The organism is Ensifer sp. 2TAB8, from assembly GCF_052115125.1.
Lineage (GTDB): Bacteria > Pseudomonadota > Alphaproteobacteria > Rhizobiales > Rhizobiaceae > Ensifer.
The window spans coordinates 216,626-235,140 of record NZ_JBFRGB010000011.1 but is presented as its reverse complement, the minus strand read 5'-3'; the positions used below and the strand labels follow the sequence as shown (position 1 = coordinate 235,140).

15 protein-coding genes are annotated in these 18,515 nt (G+C 62.0%); 8 read left to right on the top strand and 7 right to left on the bottom strand.

Translation table 11 applies throughout. The annotated features are described in order from the left end of the window. Positions 1-906: 5-dehydro-4-deoxyglucarate dehydratase (kdgD, locus tag AB4Z53_RS19610; RefSeq protein ID WP_441597314.1), on the top strand; the 906-nt coding region annotated here is incomplete at its 5' end. Positions 907-985: 79 nt separating this feature from the next. Here the strand turns inward: kdgD and AB4Z53_RS19605 are convergent. Further along, entirely contained in the window at positions 986-1,909 is a 924-nt protein-coding gene (locus AB4Z53_RS19605; protein WP_441597312.1) for a helix-turn-helix domain-containing protein, read from the bottom strand. A 213-nt stretch (positions 1,910-2,122) separates the two neighbouring features. On the opposite strand from AB4Z53_RS19605, the gene AB4Z53_RS19600 reads away from it, so the two are divergent. The 6 genes from AB4Z53_RS19600 to AB4Z53_RS19575 all read left to right on the top strand — a co-directional run bounded on the left by AB4Z53_RS19600 (position 2,123) and on the right by AB4Z53_RS19575 (position 9,030). Then, positions 2,123-3,004 (top strand): carbohydrate ABC transporter permease, encoded by an 882-nt coding sequence (locus AB4Z53_RS19600; RefSeq protein ID WP_113538180.1) that lies wholly within the window; start codon positions 2,123-2,125, stop codon positions 3,002-3,004. Positions 3,005-3,008: 4 nt separating this feature from the next. After that, positions 3,009-3,893, top strand: coding sequence for a carbohydrate ABC transporter permease (locus AB4Z53_RS19595; RefSeq protein ID WP_441597309.1), 885 nt, complete (start codon positions 3,009-3,011; stop codon positions 3,891-3,893). Between the two features lie 2 nt (positions 3,894-3,895). Beyond that, positions 3,896-4,990 (top strand): ABC transporter ATP-binding protein, encoded by a 1,095-nt coding sequence (locus AB4Z53_RS19590; RefSeq protein ID WP_441597307.1) that lies wholly within the window; start codon positions 3,896-3,898, stop codon positions 4,988-4,990. Between the two features lie 39 nt (positions 4,991-5,029). Then, positions 5,030-6,295 (top strand): ABC transporter substrate-binding protein, encoded by a 1,266-nt coding sequence (locus tag AB4Z53_RS19585; protein ID WP_441597305.1) that lies wholly within the window; start codon positions 5,030-5,032, stop codon positions 6,293-6,295. A 75-nt stretch (positions 6,296-6,370) separates the two neighbouring features. After that, positions 6,371-7,924: a polygalacturonase PglA gene (gene pglA / locus AB4Z53_RS19580; RefSeq protein WP_441597303.1), complete on the top strand. Its 1,554-nt coding sequence runs from the start codon at positions 6,371-6,373 to the stop codon at positions 7,922-7,924. 8 nt (positions 7,925-7,932) lie between these two features. Further along, the gene (locus AB4Z53_RS19575) at positions 7,933-9,030 is read left to right on the top strand and encodes a glycoside hydrolase family 88/105 protein (protein WP_441597301.1); all 1,098 of its coding nucleotides are present in this window, start codon (positions 7,933-7,935) and stop codon (positions 9,028-9,030) included. Between the two features lie 161 nt (positions 9,031-9,191). Here AB4Z53_RS19575 and AB4Z53_RS19570 read toward each other — a convergent pair whose 3' ends face one another. From AB4Z53_RS19570 to AB4Z53_RS19550, 5 genes are all read right to left on the bottom strand, one after another. Further along, complete coding sequence (locus tag AB4Z53_RS19570) at positions 9,192-10,457, bottom strand: C69 family dipeptidase (protein ID WP_441597328.1); 1,266 nt, start codon at positions 10,455-10,457, stop codon at positions 9,192-9,194. A gap of 191 nt (positions 10,458-10,648) precedes the next feature. Continuing rightward, positions 10,649-12,661, bottom strand: coding sequence for a dipeptide ABC transporter ATP-binding protein (locus AB4Z53_RS19565; RefSeq protein ID WP_441597299.1), 2,013 nt, complete (start codon positions 12,659-12,661; stop codon positions 10,649-10,651). Positions 12,662-12,663: 2 nt separating this feature from the next. Continuing rightward, on the bottom strand, positions 12,664-13,557 hold the full coding sequence (locus tag AB4Z53_RS19560; RefSeq protein WP_441597297.1) for an ABC transporter permease: 894 nt from the start codon (positions 13,555-13,557) through the stop codon (positions 12,664-12,666). After that, complete coding sequence (locus AB4Z53_RS19555; RefSeq protein ID WP_113538171.1) at positions 13,538-14,482, bottom strand: ABC transporter permease; 945 nt, start codon at positions 14,480-14,482, stop codon at positions 13,538-13,540. The genes AB4Z53_RS19560 and AB4Z53_RS19555 overlap by 20 nt, the downstream gene beginning before the upstream one ends. Positions 14,483-14,541: 59 nt before the next feature. Continuing rightward, a complete protein-coding gene (locus tag AB4Z53_RS19550) occupies positions 14,542-16,095 on the bottom strand; it encodes an ABC transporter substrate-binding protein (RefSeq protein ID WP_441597295.1) in 1,554 nt (517 codons plus the stop codon). Positions 16,096-16,211: 116 nt separating this feature from the next. Here AB4Z53_RS19550 and AB4Z53_RS19545 point away from each other — a divergent pair, with 116 nt between their 5' ends. Continuing rightward, on the top strand, positions 16,212-17,024 hold the full coding sequence (locus AB4Z53_RS19545) for a helix-turn-helix domain-containing protein (protein ID WP_441597293.1): 813 nt from the start codon (positions 16,212-16,214) through the stop codon (positions 17,022-17,024). A gap of 88 nt (positions 17,025-17,112) precedes the next feature. On the opposite strand, the gene hisD is transcribed toward AB4Z53_RS19545, so the two are convergent. Continuing rightward, the gene (gene hisD, locus AB4Z53_RS19540) at positions 17,113-18,438 is read right to left on the bottom strand and encodes a histidinol dehydrogenase (RefSeq protein WP_441597291.1); all 1,326 of its coding nucleotides are present in this window, start codon (positions 18,436-18,438) and stop codon (positions 17,113-17,115) included. Between the last annotated feature and the right edge of the window lie 77 nt (positions 18,439-18,515).

Below are 18,515 nucleotides of genomic sequence, written 5' to 3'. Positions count from 1 at the left end.
CCCGAACAGATCAAGGCCGCGCTTGGCTCAGGCCTCCTTTCCTTCCCGGTGACGCATTTCGATGCCGAGGGCCGTTTCGCGCCGGACAGTTACCGGGCGCATGTCGAATGGCTGGCCGGCTACAAGGCGCCGGTGCTGTTTGCTGCCGGCGGTACCGGCGAGTTCTTCTCGCTGAAGCCGGACGAAATCCCCGGCATCGTCCGGGCCGCCAAGGAYGTTGCCGGCGATACGGCGATCGTGTCCGGCTGCGGCTACGGCACCGAGATGGCGGTCGATATCGCCCGCTCGGTCGAGCGGGTCGGYGCCGACGGCATTCTGCTTCTGCCGCACTACCTGATCGATGCGCCGCAGGAAGGTCTCTAYGCCCATGTGAAGAARRTCTGCCAGTCGGTCGGCATCGGCGTCATGGTCTAYAACCGCGACAACTCGGTGCTGCAGGCCGATACGCTGGCGCGTCTCTGCGACGAATGCCCGAACCTGATCGGCTTCAAGGACGGCACCGGCGATATCGGCCTGGTGCGCCAGGTCACCGCCAAGATGGGCGAYCGGCTGATGTATCTCGGCGGCATGCCGACGGCCGAGCTCTTTGCCGAAGCCTATCTCGGCGCCGGCTTCACCACCTATTCCTCGGCGGTCTTCAATTTCGTGCCCGGCCTTGCCAACGAGTTCTACGCCGCTCTTCGCGGCGGCGACCGCGCCACCTGCGAGCGCATCCTCACGGACTTCTTCTATCCGTTTATGGCGATCCGCAACCGCGCCAAGGGCTATGCGGTGTCGGCAATCAAGGCGGGCGTGCGGCTGCAGGGCTTCAATGCCGGCCCGGTGCGTGCGCCGCTGAAGGACCTCAGCGAAGATGAGGTCGCAATGCTCGACGCGCTGATCGGTGCAAACAAGCGCCACAAGTGAGCGCGGGGCGCATAGGGATCGCGCGGACTTTCCGGCGGGCACTGCTCTCCATTGTGCTTGCCGGGGACCGAACCTAGTCCTAGCCTGTTGCTGGGATCCCCTCCGCCAGTGCCAGTGCCTGCTCGGGCTCATCAAGGTGCATGAGCTCACCGTCCCGGCTCTGGCGAACTCTTTTCATGTGATCGCGGGGGCTGAGGCCCAGAGTTCGTTTGAACATGCGGGAGAAGTAGTAGGGGTCGGCATAGCCGACCTCTGCGGCCGCAGAAGAAACCGAAAGCCCTGCTTCGAGGAAATGCATGGCCCGTTCCATGCGTTTCAGTTCCTGGTACTTGCGCGGCGTACGCGTCACCCTTTTCTGGAACTCCCGCAGGAAATAGTCCCGATTGTAGGGCGATGTCTCGACCGCCTTGGTCGCAATATCCGGGTCGAGCGGATTGGCGGAGATCATCGTTGCCGCCTTCATGACAGCGAGGTCGATCGCGTCTGCTCCTTCGGGCTGGTAGGTGGCATGGTCTCGCCAACCGATGAACGCATCCTCGATGAAGGCGATGAGCAGGACCATGAACAGGTGATGCTGCCCGAGCGTCACGGAGGAGGGCGGTGCGCTCTGGCGGTAGTGGCGCGCCAGCGGCTCAAGCAACGCCCAGCGCGCAAGCCTCAATTTCGGTACCAGATCCATTTGCTCGATCAGGTTGTGGCGTCCGTAAATATCCAGCGTGAAATGCTGTGCCACGCCGAGATAGGTCTCTGGCCCCTCATTCCATCCGATGAAACGCTGGCCGCGCGAAATCAGCATCGCGTCGCCCGGTTCCATCACGCGCGGCTCGCCGTCGACCAGGTAGTGGCCGCGCCCCTCAAGGCAGATAACGAGGTCATCGACCGGGTTCGACTTGTCTATGCGCCAGGTCTGCGAATGCTCCATCCGGATGGCCGCACGGGTGAGATCGAGCGTCAGCGCAGCCGGCGGAATGGCGGAGAGAATTCCACCTTCGATTTCGTCCATCGTTTTCCTCGCCTTTGTGAATTCATTCTGTGGCAAAAATGCGTGACTGTCATCGCAGAAATGCATGCACGCACCGCATCGAACAGGGAGGAGACCGGTTCGCAGAAGAAGGGGAGGCGAGAGCCTTCGTCTATCTGCACCGGTCCGGGAGCGTAATTTGTACGAAACCGTATCTAGCAAGGTCGCACTTCAGTGCTGCCCGGGAGGGGCGCCATGAAAGGGCAGCGTCTCCTGGGGCTCGGCTATCTGGCGCCCTATATCATTGGTCTGTTGATCTTCACGGCCATCCCGTTCATCGGGTCGTTCTATCTGAGCTTCACGAGCTATGACCTGATGAGCGAACCGCGCTGGACAGGCCTCGCCAATTACGAGCGGCTTTTTACCCGCGACCGCACCTTCATCAAGTCGTTGAACGTAACGCTGCTTTACGTCTTCATCACCGTGCCCCTGAAGCTTGCCTTCGCACTCTTCATCGCGGCTATTCTAAATCACAGGTTGAAATTTATCGGCCTGTTCCGAACGGCATTCTATGTGCCTTCGATCCTTGGAGGCTCGATCGCGATCGCCGTTCTGTGGCGTTATGTCTTCGCCTCGGAGGGCCTTGCGAACATGGCGCTCGCGACCCTCGGTCTCGCGCCGGTCGATTGGTTCGGCGATCCCGTGAACGCGCTCTTCACGATCACGCTGCTGCGCTGCTGGCAGTTCGGCTCGGCTATGGTGATCTTCCTTGCGGCCCTGCAATCGATCGACAAGTCGCTCTATGAAGCGGCCGCGATCGACGGCGCCGGCAAGGTGCGCACCTTCTTCTGGATTACCCTGCCGCTGCTGACGCCGGTCATTTTCTTCAACCTGATCATGCAGATGGTTCAGGCGTTCCAGGAGTTCAACGGGCCCTACATCATCACCCAGGGCGGTCCACTCAAGGCGACCTACCTGCTGCCGCTCTACATTTATGACGAGGCCTTCAAGAAGTTCAACATGGGCTACGCCTCGTCCATCGCCTGGGTGCTCTTCACCATCATCACCGTCCTGACCCTCGTCGCCTTCTGGTCTTCGAAGAAGTGGGTCTACTACGCGGGCGACAAGAGGAGCTGACGAGATGACCGATCTTCAAGTTTTCAACGATCGCCTGGCCGCCCGCAGGGCAAGGCTCCGCCTGATGTCGACGACCGTTCGCTATGTGCTGCTGTTTTCCGTTGGGTTCGTCATGCTCTACCCGCTGATCTGGCTGGTCGGCGCGAGTTTCAAGACGAATTCGGAGATCTTTTCCGGCGCCGGCTTCATGCCGACAAGTCCGACCGCTGACGGCTACATAAAGGGCTGGCAGACGTCGACGCCCTATACCTTCGGCCGGTTCTTCTGGAATTCCTTCCTGATCATTCTGCCGAAGGTGATCGGTACGGCGATCTCCTGCACGATGGCGGCCTATGCCTTCGCACGGTTCGACTTTCCGTTGAAGAAGATTCTCTTCGGTTCGGTCATCGCCATCCTGCTTCTGCCAAATGTCGTCACCCGCATTCCGCAGTACATCCTCTTCCGCGATCTCGGCTGGCTCGACACGTTCCTGCCGCTCTGGGTGCCCTCGGCCTTCGCGGGTGATGCCTTCTTCGTCTTCATGCTGGTGCAGTTCCTGCGCTCGCTTCCGGCGGATATGGAAGAGGCGGCTCGTGTCGACGGCGCCAACAGTCTCCAGACACTGGTCTACATCGTCGTGCCCATGCTCGCGCCGGCGCTGATTTCCGTCTGCCTGTTCCAGTTCATGTGGACCATGAACGACTTCCTCGGGCCGCTGATCTACCTGTCGTCGGTCGACAAGTATCCGGTGAGCCTCGCGCTCAAACTTTCCATCGACACGACCGAAGCCTTCGAATGGAACCGCATTCTCGCGATGTCGGTACTGACGATCACCCCGGCTTTGGTCGTCTTCTTCGCTGCGCAACGGTACTTCATTGAAGGGATCTCCTCCGGGGGAGTCAAAGGCTGAACATGGCTAAGGTCCAACTGAAGAATCTCGAAAAGGTCTATGGCAACGCCTTCAAGGCCGTGCACGGCATCAACCTCGATATCGAGGATGGCGAGTTCATGGTCTTCGTCGGCCCCTCCGGCTGCGCCAAGTCTACCACGTTGCGCATGGTCGCCGGGCTCGAAGAAATTTCGGGAGGTGAGGTCGTGATCGGCGACCAGCGGGTTAACGACCTGCCGCCCGGCAAGCGCTCCATCGCCATGGTCTTCCAGAACTACGCGCTCTACCCGCATATGAAGGTGCGCGGCAATCTGGCCTTCGGGCTGAAGATTGCCGGCAAGCCGAAGGCGGAAATCGAAGCCGCCATCGATCACGTGGCGAAGATCCTCGAAATCGAGCCGCTACTCGATCGGCTGCCGAAGCAGCTCTCCGGTGGCCAGGCCCAACGCGTGGCGCTTGGGCGCGCACTCATCAAGAAGCCCGGCGTCTTTCTCTTCGACGAGCCGCTCTCCAATCTCGACGCCAAGCTGCGGGCCTCGATGCGTGTCCGCATCACCGACCTCCACCGCCAGCTCAAGGCCGAAGGCTTGTCCTCGACCGTCATCTACGTGACCCACGATCAGACCGAGGCGATGACGATGGGCGACCGGATCTGCGTCATGCAGGCGGGCCGCATCATGCAGGTGGCGACGCCGAAGGAGCTCTACAATCGCCCGGCGAACCTTTTCGTCGCCGGCTTCATAGGCAGCCCGGAGATGAACCTCATCGATGCAAGGCTCGAAGGTGGGGACTTCTCGATCGGTAGCCAGCGTCTGCCGCTCGGCTCCAACCTCGCGACACGGCTTTCGTCGAGGCCCGCTGAGGCTGTGCTCGGCATGCGCCCGCAACATCTCTCGCTTGCCGCTGACGGCGCGGCATTTGCGGTGAAGCTGACCAATGCCGAGTTCATGGGGCATGAAGTCTACCTCCACGCCGATCTCGAGGGCCGAAAGCTCGTGAGCGTGGTGGGCGCCGCCGAATTCGAGGCTCTGGGCCGCTCGGATGTGATCCGCCTGCGCCCGGACCCTGCCCAACTGCATGTTTTCGACAAGGCCGATGGCCGCAACGTGTCGCTTTGAGGAGGCGCCGCGTCGTTCAATTCCAAGGAGGAGAAGGCAATGAGAATGACAGCAAAGATCGCCGCGCTTGCCGGCGTCGCATATGGCGCCCTTGCGCTCGGCACGGCAGCGCACGCGGCTGAATTGCGCATGGCGTGGTGGGGTGGCGAGAGCCGCCACGTTGCCACCCAGAAGGCGATCGCTGCGTGCGGTGAAAAATACGGCCATACCGTCAAGGGCGAGTTCACCGGTTTTGACGGCTACCTCGAAAAGCTGACGACCCAGATGGCCGGCAAGACCGAGGCGGACATCGTGCAGGTCAATTGGCCGTGGCTGCCGCTGTTTTCAAAAAATGGCGACGGTTTCGCCGATTTGCGCGCGCTGAAGGCGATCGATCTTTCCAACTGGAGCGATGCCGATCTCGCGGCAGGCTCCATGAACGGGGTCCTGCAGGGGCTTTCGGTCTCGACCACGGGCCGCGTCTTCTTCTTCAACGCCACGACCTTCGAAAAGGCTGGCGTGCCCATCCCGAAAACCTGGGACGAGTTCTTTGCCGCGACGGCGACGATCAAGGAGAAGCTCGGCAAGGACTACTACACCTTCAACGCCGTCAAGGAGACCGCGCAACTCCTGACGACGCTGGCCGTCGTCCAGAAGACCGGCAAGGACCTCGTCGATCCCGAAACCAATCGTGTCGCCTGGACACCGGAGGAGCTGGCCGAAGGCATCTCCTTCCTGGGCAAGCTGGTCGAGACCGGCGCTATCCGTTCCCAGAAGGAAGAGGCCGCTGACGGCAACGTCAATCTGTTCGAGAAGCCCGCCTGGGCCGAGGGAAAGGTCGCCGGTTCCTATGAATGGGACTCGACCTATTCCAAATATGCCGATCCGTTGAAGGACGGTCAGGTGCTGACGCCTGTGCCGATGCTCAAGCTCGCTGACGCGGTAACGGAAGGCGTCTACCGTAAGCCGTCCATGGTGTTCTCGATCTCGAAGAACTCGATGGACCCGGCGGCGGCGGCGCAAATCGTCAACTGCCTGTTGAACGAACCGGAAGGCATCGATGCGCTCGGCACCTCTCGCGGCCTGCCGGCGTCCAAGGCTGCTGCCGCCCGACTTGGCGAAAAGGGCGAGCCCGAAGTGCGCGCCGCCAACGCCATCGTGCTCGCCGCTGGTGGGCCGACCGTTTCGCCGTTCAACGAGCATCCGGAGATCCGCGCCGCCTTTATCGATACGCTCGAGGAATATGCCTACGGGCAGCTCAGCGCCAATGAAGCGGCGGAGCAGATCATCGACACGGTGAACGACGTGCTCGCCAAGTTCGACTGATCGCTAAATCTGCCCGCCGCGGCTTCTCGCGGCGGGCGCCCCGCACCCAGCGGGAAACCGAAACGAGAAGAGATCATGACCCGACCTTCCATCATCGCGCTGTCGGCGCGAACGGCGGCGCTTTGCCTGCCGGCACGCGGAGCACGCTACCTCCTGCCGGGGAAGGCGAAGTGGCGCCTTTCGTCGCTCGACGGGGATGATCAGATGCGGCAGGGCGAGACCTCGCTTGCCGTGTCGCTACTGCACGATCTTCAACCTGGCGGAAGCTATCGCTTCGAGGCGGAGGGGTTCGAAACGGTGGAGTTTGACACCGCGTCCTGCGCGGGGCTCGTCGACGCAGGCGATTTCGGTCTCGTTCGCGATATCCATCTTGACGATATCGAGGGCGCACGCCGCAACGCCGCTGCCCTTCGAGAGGCTGTTGCCGCGGTTCCCGAGGGCGGTACGCTCAGGCTGCCGGCCGGGGTCTGGACGGCATTTCCCCTCGCACTCAAGAGCGGCATGACCTTCCATCTTTCCCTAGGGGCGGTCTTGCGGGCGCCGTCGGAACGGCTCGGATGGCCGATCCTGCCTGCCCGCAACGCGTCCGGCGGAATGTTGGGCAGCTGGGAAGGCCTTCCGGCTGACTGTTTCGCAGCCCCGCTCCATGCCATTGGCGCGAAAGACCTGGTCATCGAGGGAGAAGGCTCGCTCGACGGGTCCGGCGACAGGGGGGACTGGTGGACCTGGCCAAAGGAAACGCGTGACGGTGCGCGCAGGCCGCGCGGCCTTCATCTCGTCTCCTGTTCCGATGTCACGCTTCTTGGTTTCACCATCCGCAATGCGCCGTCCTGGACGATCCACCCGCAGGGCTGCAGACGATTGACCGCGGCAGGGCTTTTCGTCTCCGCTCCGCCCGACAGCCCGAATACCGATGGCTTCAATCCCGAAAGCTGCCAGGGCGTGACGATCGCCGGCGTGCGCTTCTCCGTCGGGGATGATTGCATTGCCGTGAAAGCCGGCAAGCGCGGCCAGAACGGCGAGGCCGACCACCTTAGCGAAACGCGGGGCGTGCGCGTGAGCCATTGCCTGATGGAGCGCGGTCACGGCGGTCTCGTCATTGGTTCGGAAATGTCAGGCGGCGTGCATGATGTCGCCGTCGAGAATTGTGCGATGGTCGGTACGGATCGCGGCCTGCGTATCAAGACGCGGCGTGGGCGCGGCGGCGCAATTACCGATATCGCGATGCGCCACGTTCTTATGGATGGCGTCGAGACCGCGCTCTCCTCCAACGCCCACTACCATTGCGATGCGGATGGCCACGACGCCTGGGTGCAATCCCGTCGGCCGGCTCCGGTCGATGCGGGCACACCCGTCATCGATGGCGTCACGATCGAGGATGTCGAGATTCGTGATCTCGCCCATGCAGCAGGCGCCTTCCTCGGCCTGCCGGAGGCCCCGATCCGCAACATCAAAATTCGGCGCCTCAAGATTGCGTCCTTCAACCCGGAGGCGGCGGTTGCCCCTCCCATCATGGCCGACCGTATCCGTCCGATGCGGCACGAAACGATCGTCTCGGAACAGGCGGAGGTCGATTGCGACGACCCAGCGCTCCTGAGCGCGGCCGCAATATCAACATCCTTCGAGTGAGACATCCCATGAACCCGACCGACTATTTCGACCAGTTCGCGCAACGCTACCGGCCTTACAAGGGCGGAAGCTGGTGCTACGAGGACGGTTGCCTCTACCGAGGCCTGCAGCTCTTGTTCGAGGCGACGGGCGAGAAACGTTGGAGGGACCATTTGCACCGGCTCGCCGACCGGCAGATCGCAGCGGACGGCACGCTCTTCGGTTACGACCCTGCAGAATACAACATCGACCACATTCTCGCTGGGCGATCACTCTTTGCTTTGGCCAGGGACACCGGCGACGCCCGCTATCTCGCGGCGGCAGAACGTCTGGCCGGCCAACTCGAAAGCCATCCGCGCATCCCTCAGGGCAACTACTGGCACAAGAAACGCTACCCACACCAGGTCTGGCTGGATGGACTCTATATGGGCCTGCCGTTTCAAATCGAATATGCGCTGGCCACGGATAAGCCGGCGCTGGTTGCCGATGCGCTTCGGCAGTTTTCGACGGCGCTTTCGCTGACTGCGACACCGGCCGGGCTTTACGTCCACGGTTATGACGACAGTCGGGAGCAGCGGTGGGCCGACCCTGACACCGGCAGGTCGCCCGCCGTCTGGGCGCGCGCCGTCGGTTGGCTGGCAATGGCGCTGGTCGATGCGCTGGCCCTTCTGCCCAATGACAGTGCCTCCGGTCCGCACCGATTGCTGGCGCGCCAGCTTCTGGATGAACTGATCGCGCGCCAGCAACCGTCCGGTCTCTGGATGCAGGTGCTCGACGCACCGGCCCTCGAAGGCAACTACGAGGAAAGCTCGGCCTCCGCGATGTTTGCCTATGCGCTGCTCCGCGCCGCGCGCCTCGGGCTCGTCGAACCCGATCGCGTGCCGCAGACTAGCGCGGCCGGAGAGCGGGCACTTGATGCGTTGCTCTCCACACGGCTTATGACCGACCGAGAGGGTGTGACCCGACTGACGACGATCGTCTGCGTGGCCGGTCTCGGCGGTTTCGAGGGCACCTACCGGGACGGCACGCCCGGCTACTACCTCACCGAGCACTTGGTTGCCGACGATCCGAAAGGAGTCGGGCCGCTTATGATGGCGTTTGCCGAGAGCATTAGCAGGGCCGATTGACCAGGCGGACGAGTACGACGTCGCGTTTGCTCCGTGGATATTGAATCAGCCGGGTCAAGCGTGATCCCTCCGGTGGATTTCGCGGTAGTCGGCCGGAACGAGCGGCGAACGCCGGTCATGGTTTAGCTGTGCACGCCCGCGGTGGGCGCGCCGGATACAGGTCACCACAATTGTGTCGGCGACTGCGGCTGATCGCTGAGGTTCAGTTCTCCTCGGGCCCGCAAACGGACATAGGCGGCGCGGGACAAAGCTTCGCAGTCGGAAAGGTTCTCGGCCAGGCACCGGTGGCTGAATTCCGTGAGCAGCCGTTTTGCGAGTGCGGGTTCTCCAGCTTCGATCAGGAGCAGGGCGCTCCGCTCTACGGCGGGAAGCTCGGCAAGGATCCGTGCTTCGACGAGACGCCAATGCTCGAATACTTCAGGCAGGATCGTCGTCTGGCCTTGAAACGCCAGATGCATCAACTGTTTGAAGCGGTAGACGGCGCTTTCGCCTGTTTCGACGCCTTGCGGAATGCGGCACACGACCTGCGGTGACTTCAACTCCTTCCGGCGATCGAGGAACCGCGAGCTTTCGCCGTCGGTCAGATAGCGGTGCTGGCCATAGGGCGCCGGGATATCGTCCATCCCCATGAAAACCGGGGTCAGCGGTGCCGTGACGGCGCCGATCGGTGCATGCCACATCACCTGTAATTCAGGATGAGGCGGACGCGCCAGGGGAACGATCTGACCGTAGCCGGCGGTATCGCCAGTCAGCTTCTCCGTCGCGATAGACCAGATGACATCTTCGAAAGTGATCTTCTGCGGGCGGCTGGCGCGCCGCCGCATCTCTTCTTCGATCCATTGCACCCCCTCCCACCGACCTTTCCCGTCTCCGTAGACCGCATTGACGTCGAAGGCTCCCTGCGACGGATCATACCAGCCCAGATCTTCAGCTGTTTTGATGAAATGCGGGGGGAAGAGGAACGTTTCGTCGGGCTCGGCGGGAATCACGCCGATGTAGCCGGGGCGCGAAGCGCGAATGCTTGTTTCGTTCAGGCGCTCCGCGACCCAGAGGCCCTTGCCGCCTGCGAACTCGATCATCACCCAGGCTTCTTCGGGATCGGCGAAAATATGCGAGTTTCCGCCATAGGTGGAGTAGCCGTACTCTGTGATATGCGCAGCGACGATCTCCACGGCCTCACGGGCCGAGCGTGCGCGCTCAAGGACGATCCGTGCGAGATCGGAATAGTTGGGGCCGGTCTGATCCTTGGGTGTCATCTCGATCAGCGCAGCACAGGAAGTCGACCAGATGTCGCGCACGGCGACGCCGTACTCATTGAGGCCGCCATTGGTCAGCGGGGCAGGCACGCCGAGATAGTGCGAATAGTTGACCCGCAAATGCCGAGCGCATTCGGCCGCCTGGGGGATCTCGGACAGCAAGCCGGGCATGTGGGCCTGTGGCGTCACGCCGACAGTGATTGTCGCGCCTTTCGGATGGGTGCGGCGCGGTACGATCTCAAGCCAATGGCTAGACGGTTCATCGCCATAACCGGCGAGATAGGGAAGGCCGTCCGCCGTATGCGTTCGTCCAATGTAGAGTCCGTAGCTCACTTTGTATTCCTTGTACGATGCGGTGCCGCTTACGAGAGCGGGAAGTGGCAGGCGATGGTGCGGTTTCGGCCAACGTCGCGATGCGGCGGCTTCACATCATGACAGTGCGGCCTGGCGACCGGACAGCGTGACGCGAAGTCACAGCCGCGCGGTCGGTCGAGCAGGCTCGGAACCTCTCCCTGCAGGCCGACATGCGTACGCCTAAGGTCCGGGTCCGGTTGGGGAACACCCTGTACGAGGGAAGCCGTATAGGGGTGATACTGATGCCGGAAGATCTCGTCCGCCGGGCCCTGTTCGACGATGCGCCCCAGATACATGATTGCGATCCGGTCGCTGATATGGCGGATCACCGGCAGGTTGTGGGTGATGATGAGATATCCCAGTCCATGTTCGGCCTGAAGATCGGCCATCAGGTTCAGGATCTCGCCCTGAACCGACACATCGAGCCCTGCTGTCGGTTCGTCGGCGACAATCAGGCGCGGGCTGAGCGCAAGTGCCCGCSCCACGCCGACGCGCCGTGCCTGACCGCCTGAGAGCTGATTGGGGAAACGCGAGAGAAGTGGGCGGGGCAGCCGGACCATATCGGCCAGCCGCTCGGCCTCGCGATCCAGGTCGCGCGTGCCCAAGTCATGAATGAGAAGCGGTTCGGTAATCAGCGCACGCACGGTCATTCGTGGCGAGAGCGAGCCGTTCGGGTCCTGGAACATCATCGCCATATTGCGGCGCAATGGTTTGAACGCGCGTTCGGAGAGGGAATGGATCTCGTTGCCCTCGAAAAGCACTTGCCCGCTGGTAACCGATACAAGATTGAGGATTGCCCGGCCAAGCGTGCTTTTGCCCGACCCACTTTCGCCCACCACCCCGAGCGTTTCTCCGGGGCGGACCGTGAGGCTGACATCAAGTACCGCATCAAGCCCTCTGGGCATGCGACCTTGAATGCTTGCCAGGAACCTACTTTCCGTCGCGAACCTGACGTTCAGCTCGCGCGTTTCGAGCAGAGGTTCCGCCTTTTCCACGTCAGTCCGCCCAGCAGGTTCTGCTCGTGCCCGCGCATTGCGTGCCTTGGGCGTGACCACACCGCTCTGGATGTGGCATCGCGCCATTCCGCCGTCCTCGTCGATCATCGCAGGAGGCCTTTCTGCCAGGCAGACGGGCATGCGGTGGGGACAGCGCTCCGCAAAGATGCAGCCGGGTGGCGGGATGACGAGATCGGGCAGATCGCCGGCAATCACGGGCAGGCGCGCCGAGCGCTCTGGAATGCGGGCCGGATCGCAATCCAGAAGCGCCTGCGTGTAGGGATGGCGGGGGGCGTGGAAAATCTGGCGAACTGTGCCCGTCTCGATGACTTCGCCCGCATACATGACGACGACATCGTCGCAAAGCTCGGCGATCAGGCCCAGATTGTGCGAGACGACGGCGACGGTGGCTTCTGTCTCTGCCTGCAGGTCCCGCAGCAGATGGATGATCTGGGCCTCCATCGTGACGTCAAGAGCGGTCGTCGGCTCATCGGCCACAAGCAGGTTTGGTCCGGTCAGCAACGCCATCGCGATACCGGCCCGCTGCCGCATGCCCCCGGAGAATTCGTGGGGGTACTGGTCGAGGCGGAACGCCGGGTCAGGAATTCCGACCTTGCCGAGCATCTGGATTGCCGCCTTACGTTTTTCGCTCTTCGACATACCGCGGCGGCGATAGAGAATGTCGGCCATCTGCCGGCCGTAGCTCAGAAGAGGTGCTTGCGAGGTCATGGGGTCCTGAAAGACAACCGCGACTTCTTCGCCCCGCAGCGCCCTTAGCGCCGTTTCCTGCAGCTTCAGCAGGTCACGATCCTGGAAAAGGATGCTGCCGCCGGCAACCTCGGCGTTCTGTGCGAGCAGACCCATAATCGACCACAGCACGGTGCTCTTGCCGGAGCCGCTTTCGCCGACGATACCCAGTATCCTGCCCTTCTTAACGCCGAACGATACGTTGCGAAGTGCTCTCATGCGGCCGTGGGACGTTCGGAAGTTGACCGACAGGTCCTTGATTTCCAGAAGATTATCCATGGTCAGCGCCCCTTGCTCATGCGCGGATCGAACGTGTCGCGCAGCCCTTCGGCCAGGAAGGTGAACCCGATCGTCGTCAGTACCAGCGGTAGCCCGGACATGATCACCATCCATGGCGAGTTGCGGATAACGAGATAGCCTTCATTCAGCAGAGTGCCCCAGCTCGCCGTGGGGGGCGTGACCCCAAGGCCGAGGAAGCTCAAGCCGGCCTCGAGAGAAACCACGACGGGGACATCCATTGCGGCGAGGATCAGGAGAGGCCCGACGACGTTGGGCAGGATGTGATGCCACAGGATGCGAAGCGTCGAAGCGCCTAGCGAGCGCTCGGCGAGAATGAAATCCGCTCCCCGCAACACAAGTGCGGCCGTGCGCGTGACGCGGGCATATTGCGGGATCGAGGTGACGACCACGATCACCATGACGAGACCGAGGCTTGGTCCTGTCAAGGCCACAGTGGCGAGCCCGAGGATGATGGTCGGAAAGGACCGGACCGAATCGAAGGCCAGCAGAAGCAGCGAATCGAGCCAGCGCGGACCAAAGGCCGCCAGCATGCCAAGCGCAAGCCCGATCGCCAGCGACAGAGACACCCCGACTGCTGCGATCGTCAGCGCTACCCGACCGCCATGGAGAATGCGCGAAAGCGTATCACGCCCGAGCTGGTCGGTGCCTGCCAGATGCTGCCAGGTCGGCCCGGACAGGCGTGCGGGAATGTCCATCGCGTTGGGATCGTAGGGCGCTATTTGGGCAGCGAAAATGGCGCTTGCAAAGAAGATTAGCACTAGCGCCAAGCCCAGCATGGCCTGCCAGTTTGTGACGAATGCGTGCAGTTTCGCGCGGCGTTCGTTGCGCGCCGTGGCACCTGGAGCGCGGGCCGGTTCAGAGGATATGGCGGACACGGGGATCAATCCAGCTCACGAGAAGGTCTGAGAGAAGCACGACAAGGATGTACAAGGCGGTGGTGACGACGACGGCGCCCTGCACGATGGGAAAGTTCCGTGCCTGTACGGAATCGTAGATGAGTTTGCCGACACCCGGACGCGCGAAGATGATCTCGGCAAAGACTGCGGAAGAGATCAGCCCGCCGAAGCCCATGCCGATCAACGTAATGGTCGGAAGTATCGCAACGGGCAGGGCATATCTGAAGATCACACTCCGGGGCATGAGCCCGAAAGCGCGCGCCGAACGGATGAACGGTTCTCCGAGGACTTCGAGCATTGATGCGCGGACCATGCGGGCCAAATAGCCGACCCAGCCCAGGCCGACCGCGAAGGCAGGCAGAATGAGATGGACTGCCTGGTCGGCGATATCTCCGGGCTCGCCGGCACCCATGGCGGGCAACCAGCGTAACTGGACCGACAGGATCAGAAGCGCCCAGATCGCCATGAGGAACGAGGGGATGGCGATCGTACCGACGGACAGAACCCCTGTGATACGGTCAAGCCACGTATTCGGTCTGACGGCGGCCAGACATCCAAGAGGGATCCCAAGCACAATGGCCCAACCCATTGCCGCGACCATCAGCATCAGGCTGTGCCCGATCTGCTCGCCGACGATGGTGGAGACCTTGCGACCCGTGAAAATGTCCTCGCCGAGATCCCCTGTGACCACGTTTCGGGCATAGGTGGCGAACTGAACCCAGACCGGCTGGTCGAGATTCATCTTCGCAGAGTAGTTCGCGATCGCTGCAGGCGTCGCCTGCGGCCCGAGGGCGATCGTTACGGGGTTTCCGGGAATCAAGCGGAGAAGTGAGAACAGTATGAGGAGCACGGTCAGGATGACAGCTGCCGAAAGCCCCAACCGCTTCAGTATGTAACCAGACATTTCCAACCAGTCGGATGTTGAAATGCCCCGCCCGCGTGCTGGCGGGGCACGAACGGGGATCAGATCGAGGTGAACAGGCGATAGTCCTGCTGCCCGGATGGAGAGACATTGACGTTTATGCCTGAGCGGTGAACGTAGTAGCGCGGTTCGTGGCAAAGCCAGACATAGGCGCCGGTCTCTTCCATGATGTCCTGAAGCCGCAGGTAGATATCGTTGCGCTTTTCCGGATCGCTTTCCGCGATGCCCTGCTCGACGAGGGTGTCGTATTCCGGATTGGTCCAGCGCTCCCAGTTCCAGTTGCCGACCTGCGAGGATACGAACCACTGCGATGCCTCGTAGGGGTCAGGCACGCTGCCGAACCGCATGGTCCAGAGCTCGAGATCCTTCCAGGTCTCGCCGGCGGATTCCATGCCCATTTCCCAGAACGGGCCAGCATCGAGGGGGACTACGTCCAGCGTCACGCCGATCGCGCCGAGGTTCGCCTGGATGATCTGGGCCACCAGCATCGGCTGCTGGGTATTGAGCGTGCGCAAGGTCAGTTTGAGACCGCTTACTCCGGCTTCGGACAGAAGCGCGCGCGCCTTGCCCGGATCATAGGTATAGAATTTGGTCGCGGTGCGATGCCCGATGAGCCCGGGGCAGACGATACCGCAGGACTTGGTGGCCACATTCGAGTAGGCGGCCGCAATGATCGAATCGACGTCGACGGCGTGCTGGATCGCGCGGCGCACGCGGACGTCCTGCAGCTTCGGATGCTCGGTATTCATCCCCAGCCACATGAAGTTGAGTTCGCCTGCCTTGGTCAGTTCGCTGCCGGCCGGGGGACCGGCCTGATAGCGCGCGACGGCATCGGAATCGATCTGCGTGCAATCGAGTTCGCCGGCCTCGTAGGCCAGTTCAGTTGCCTTGACCTGCGTGATGATCTTGGCCTGGACGCGGTCGAATTCGGGTTTGGGGCCGGTCCATTCCGGGTTGGGCAGGAAATTGGCCGCTTGGCCCGGCGCGTTGTTGAAGAGGTAGGGACCGCAGACGGCGGGAAACTGCGTGGTAAAGCGCCCGCCGGCTTCGGTTACCGCCTTTTCACACAGGATGGCGCCCGGCCCGTGGCAGAGCGTGACTAGGAAGAACGGCGCGAAGGGCTTGGTCAGAACGATGGTTCCTGTGCGTTCGCCTGTGACTTCGACACGGTCGAGCACCTCGAAATAGCCCTCCCACTCGGTTCCCTTCATCCGCTCGTAGGAGAACTTCACGTCTGAGGCCCTCAGGGGGCCGTGACCACCGGACCAGTTGAGGCCCTCGGCCAATTCGAAGTCGATGTGCGTGGCATCACGCTGCTCGAGCTTCCTGACGTAGTAGGTTGGCTCCCAACCAATCGTATTGCCGTCGCGTTTGTATTGGGCAAGGAACGGCAGACACTGCTTCTGTGCCTCGATTTCGATGCCGCCGATCATGTAGCCGGGATCAAGTATCTTGATGTCGCCGTCCATGCGCAGCCGCAGCACCTTCTCGGCCTGCGCTTGCGCGGCCGTGGGCAGGTTTCCTGCCAATGCAAGGGCGGTGAAGGCAGTACTCGAGGCGAGGAATCCTCTTCTGGAGAGGGTGATCTGCGTCATGTGGTCCGTTCCCTTTGGTTCGCTTTTGAGAAAATTGAGCACAGGACAGCTTTTTTCGCTACAGAGTGACCATTCGCGACTTGACGCGAATTCTGCTTCGTATTGCGATGTCGTTCATGGATGATGATTTTTCCCGCAACCTGGCGCTGCTCTGCAGCTACCACGCCTCCATTGCCGATGCTTGCCGTCGGCTGGGGATAAACCGCCAGCAATTCAACAAGTATCTAAGCGGCCACACACGTCCGTCGCGGCGCAACATGCGCAGGATGTGCGATTTTTTTGGTGTTACCGAAGCCGAGATGCTGATGGAGCCGGCGCAGTTGGAGCAGATCGTTGCCCTGCGCCGCAAGCCCGAACCCATGCCGCAGTTGCGTCGACCGCTGATGCATGTCGAGGCGTYGTATCGACGCAGCCAATCGCTCGAAAAATACGTCGGCTTCTATTATCGATACTTTTATTCATTTGGAAACAAAGGCTTGATCACAAAGTCGCTTGCCTCGATACGGCGAGAAGGCAACCAGTACTACTGGAAGAACATCGAAGTCGCGCGCCATCCGGATACCGGCAAGACGATCGGCTTCAGCAAATACGCAGGGACACTCCTCTACCTCGCCGACCGCATCCATATCGTCGAATATGAGAGCCTGGATTTCACCTCGATCACGCAAGTGACGCTTTACCCGAGCCATCAGCACCGCCTGTTCCGGTTGATCGGTATCCAGACCGGTGGTCCTACACGTCGCGGCCGCAAACCGGGTGCTTCGAAGGTCGCGCTGGACTATCTCGGCAAAGATATCGATCTGCGCAAGGCGCTGGCAGGGGCAGGTCTTTTCCCGCCTGAATCAAAGGCATTGCCGGCAGATATCGCCGAGCTTGTCGCAAACCGCATTCTGCCGGGTGCCTACGTTCTTGAGGTGGACGAGCCGTGAGGCTCTGCATTGCACGCGGCGGGTTTGCCGCGACGATAGCCAAGGGCATCGGCAGCCTGTTCGTGCGGGAACTGGCTGCCGGCCGACATCAGGTCATTGCGGTCAAGCGCGCCGGTGAAACAGAATTGGCGTGGCCGTCGAAGCCTTCGTAGCGGCCGAGCGCTTCGGCATGCGGTGCGAAATGCCCGTAGGCTTCCTGTGATATGGAGGCGATCGACGTGCGCTTCATGAAGTCGAACACGGCAAGCGGAGAGGCGGTCTTGGCGGCGCCTCCCGTGGGCAACACATGGCTCGGTCCCAGGACGAAGTTGGCAATACCGATGGCCGAATGAGGCCCGAGCAGGATTTCTCCCGCATGGCGGATGCGCGGCAGGTACTGCCAGGCGTTTTCGGCGAGCACGGCGAGATGCTCGGCGGCATAGTCGTTGATGAAGGCGAAGGCCTCATCCTCGTTCGAAGCAATGACAATGCCGCCTTTGGCGCCGGTCAGCACGGTACGCGAGAAGGCAGCGCGATTGGCGGCCATCCTTGCCCAGTGCTCAGGAATTCGCTGTGCCACCGCATCGGCGAACTGCGCGTCTGCCGTCACCAGGAAGACCGAGGAGTCGGGGCCGTGCTCGGATTCGACACAGAGATCCATCGCCACCAGATCCGCCGAAACCGTCGAATCCGAAAAGATAAGCAGTTCGCTAGGCCCCGCCGGGCTGCCGGGGTCGATGATCGAGGAGAGGACCTTTTTGGCAGCGACGACCCAAGGGCTCCCTGGACCGACGACTTTGGCGCATTTGGGCACCGTCTGCGTACCGTATGCCACGGCGGCGATGCCCTGTGCTCCGCCGCATTTGAACACGGCTTCGACCCCGGCGATTTCGGCGGCGATCAGTGTCGCGGGATCGACGGAACCGTCCGGGCCCGGCGGGGTGATGACGACGACGTTTTCGACGCCTGCGACCTTCGCCGGAATTGCGGTCATCAGCACGGAGCTTGGAAACGAACCCTTGCCGCGGGGGACGTAACAGGCGACCGAATCGATCGGTGTCCAGCGATCGCCGACAATCACACCGCGGTGCGTCTCGTGCAGCGACAGGGTGTCGGGCAATTGCTTTTCGTGGAAATGCCGGATGTTGTCGGCGGCAAAGCGGAGCGTCTCGATCAGTTCCGGATCGACCAGCGATCGTGCTGCGGCGAATTCCTGTGGTGTTGCCCTGATGTCCTTCGGCGACAGGTTTGCCTTGTCCAGCGTCCGGGCGAAATCGGCAAGGGCTTCATCGCCTCTTACGCGTACGTCTTCGATGATCGGAACGACGCGGTCGGTGAAGGCGGTGATGTCGCTCTCGGTGCGCTGCAGTAGGTCGTTGCGCTGGTCCGGCGTCAGGTCTGACAGCCGATACATCGAGATCTTGGAGGTGGACATGACAGGCTCCTTGGAATTTGAGGGTAAGCGCCAGCGCCTCAAGAATCCCTGAGTGGACTTCGCCAGCAATGTCGTTG

What these genes read in the sequence shown, in the direction of transcription:
- AB4Z53_RS19605 (WP_441597312.1), bottom strand. Translation starts at nt 1,909, where the DNA reads ATGGACGAAATCGAAGGTGGAATTCTCTCCGCCATTCCGCCGGCTGCG.
- AB4Z53_RS19590 (WP_441597307.1), top strand. Translation starts at nt 3,896, where the DNA reads ATGGCTAAGGTCCAACTGAAGAATCTCGAAAAGGTCTATGGCAACGCC.
- AB4Z53_RS19555 (WP_113538171.1), bottom strand. Translation starts at nt 14,482, where the DNA reads ATGTCTGGTTACATACTGAAGCGGTTGGGGCTTTCGGCAGCTGTCATC.
- AB4Z53_RS19575 (WP_441597301.1), top strand. Translation starts at nt 7,933, where the DNA reads ATGAACCCGACCGACTATTTCGACCAGTTCGCGCAACGCTACCGGCCT.
- AB4Z53_RS19600 (WP_113538180.1), top strand. Translation starts at nt 2,123, where the DNA reads ATGAAAGGGCAGCGTCTCCTGGGGCTCGGCTATCTGGCGCCCTATATC.
- pglA (WP_441597303.1), top strand. Translation starts at nt 6,371, where the DNA reads ATGACCCGACCTTCCATCATCGCGCTGTCGGCGCGAACGGCGGCGCTT.
- AB4Z53_RS19550 (WP_441597295.1), bottom strand. Translation starts at nt 16,095, where the DNA reads ATGACGCAGATCACCCTCTCCAGAAGAGGATTCCTCGCCTCGAGTACT.
- AB4Z53_RS19585 (WP_441597305.1), top strand. Translation starts at nt 5,030, where the DNA reads ATGAGAATGACAGCAAAGATCGCCGCGCTTGCCGGCGTCGCATATGGC.
- AB4Z53_RS19595 (WP_441597309.1), top strand. Translation starts at nt 3,009, where the DNA reads ATGACCGATCTTCAAGTTTTCAACGATCGCCTGGCCGCCCGCAGGGCA.
- AB4Z53_RS19570 (WP_441597328.1), bottom strand. Translation starts at nt 10,457, where the DNA reads ATGCCCGGCTTGCTGTCCGAGATCCCCCAGGCGGCCGAATGCGCTCGG.
- hisD (WP_441597291.1), bottom strand. Translation starts at nt 18,438, where the DNA reads ATGTCCACCTCCAAGATCTCGATGTATCGGCTGTCAGACCTGACGCCG.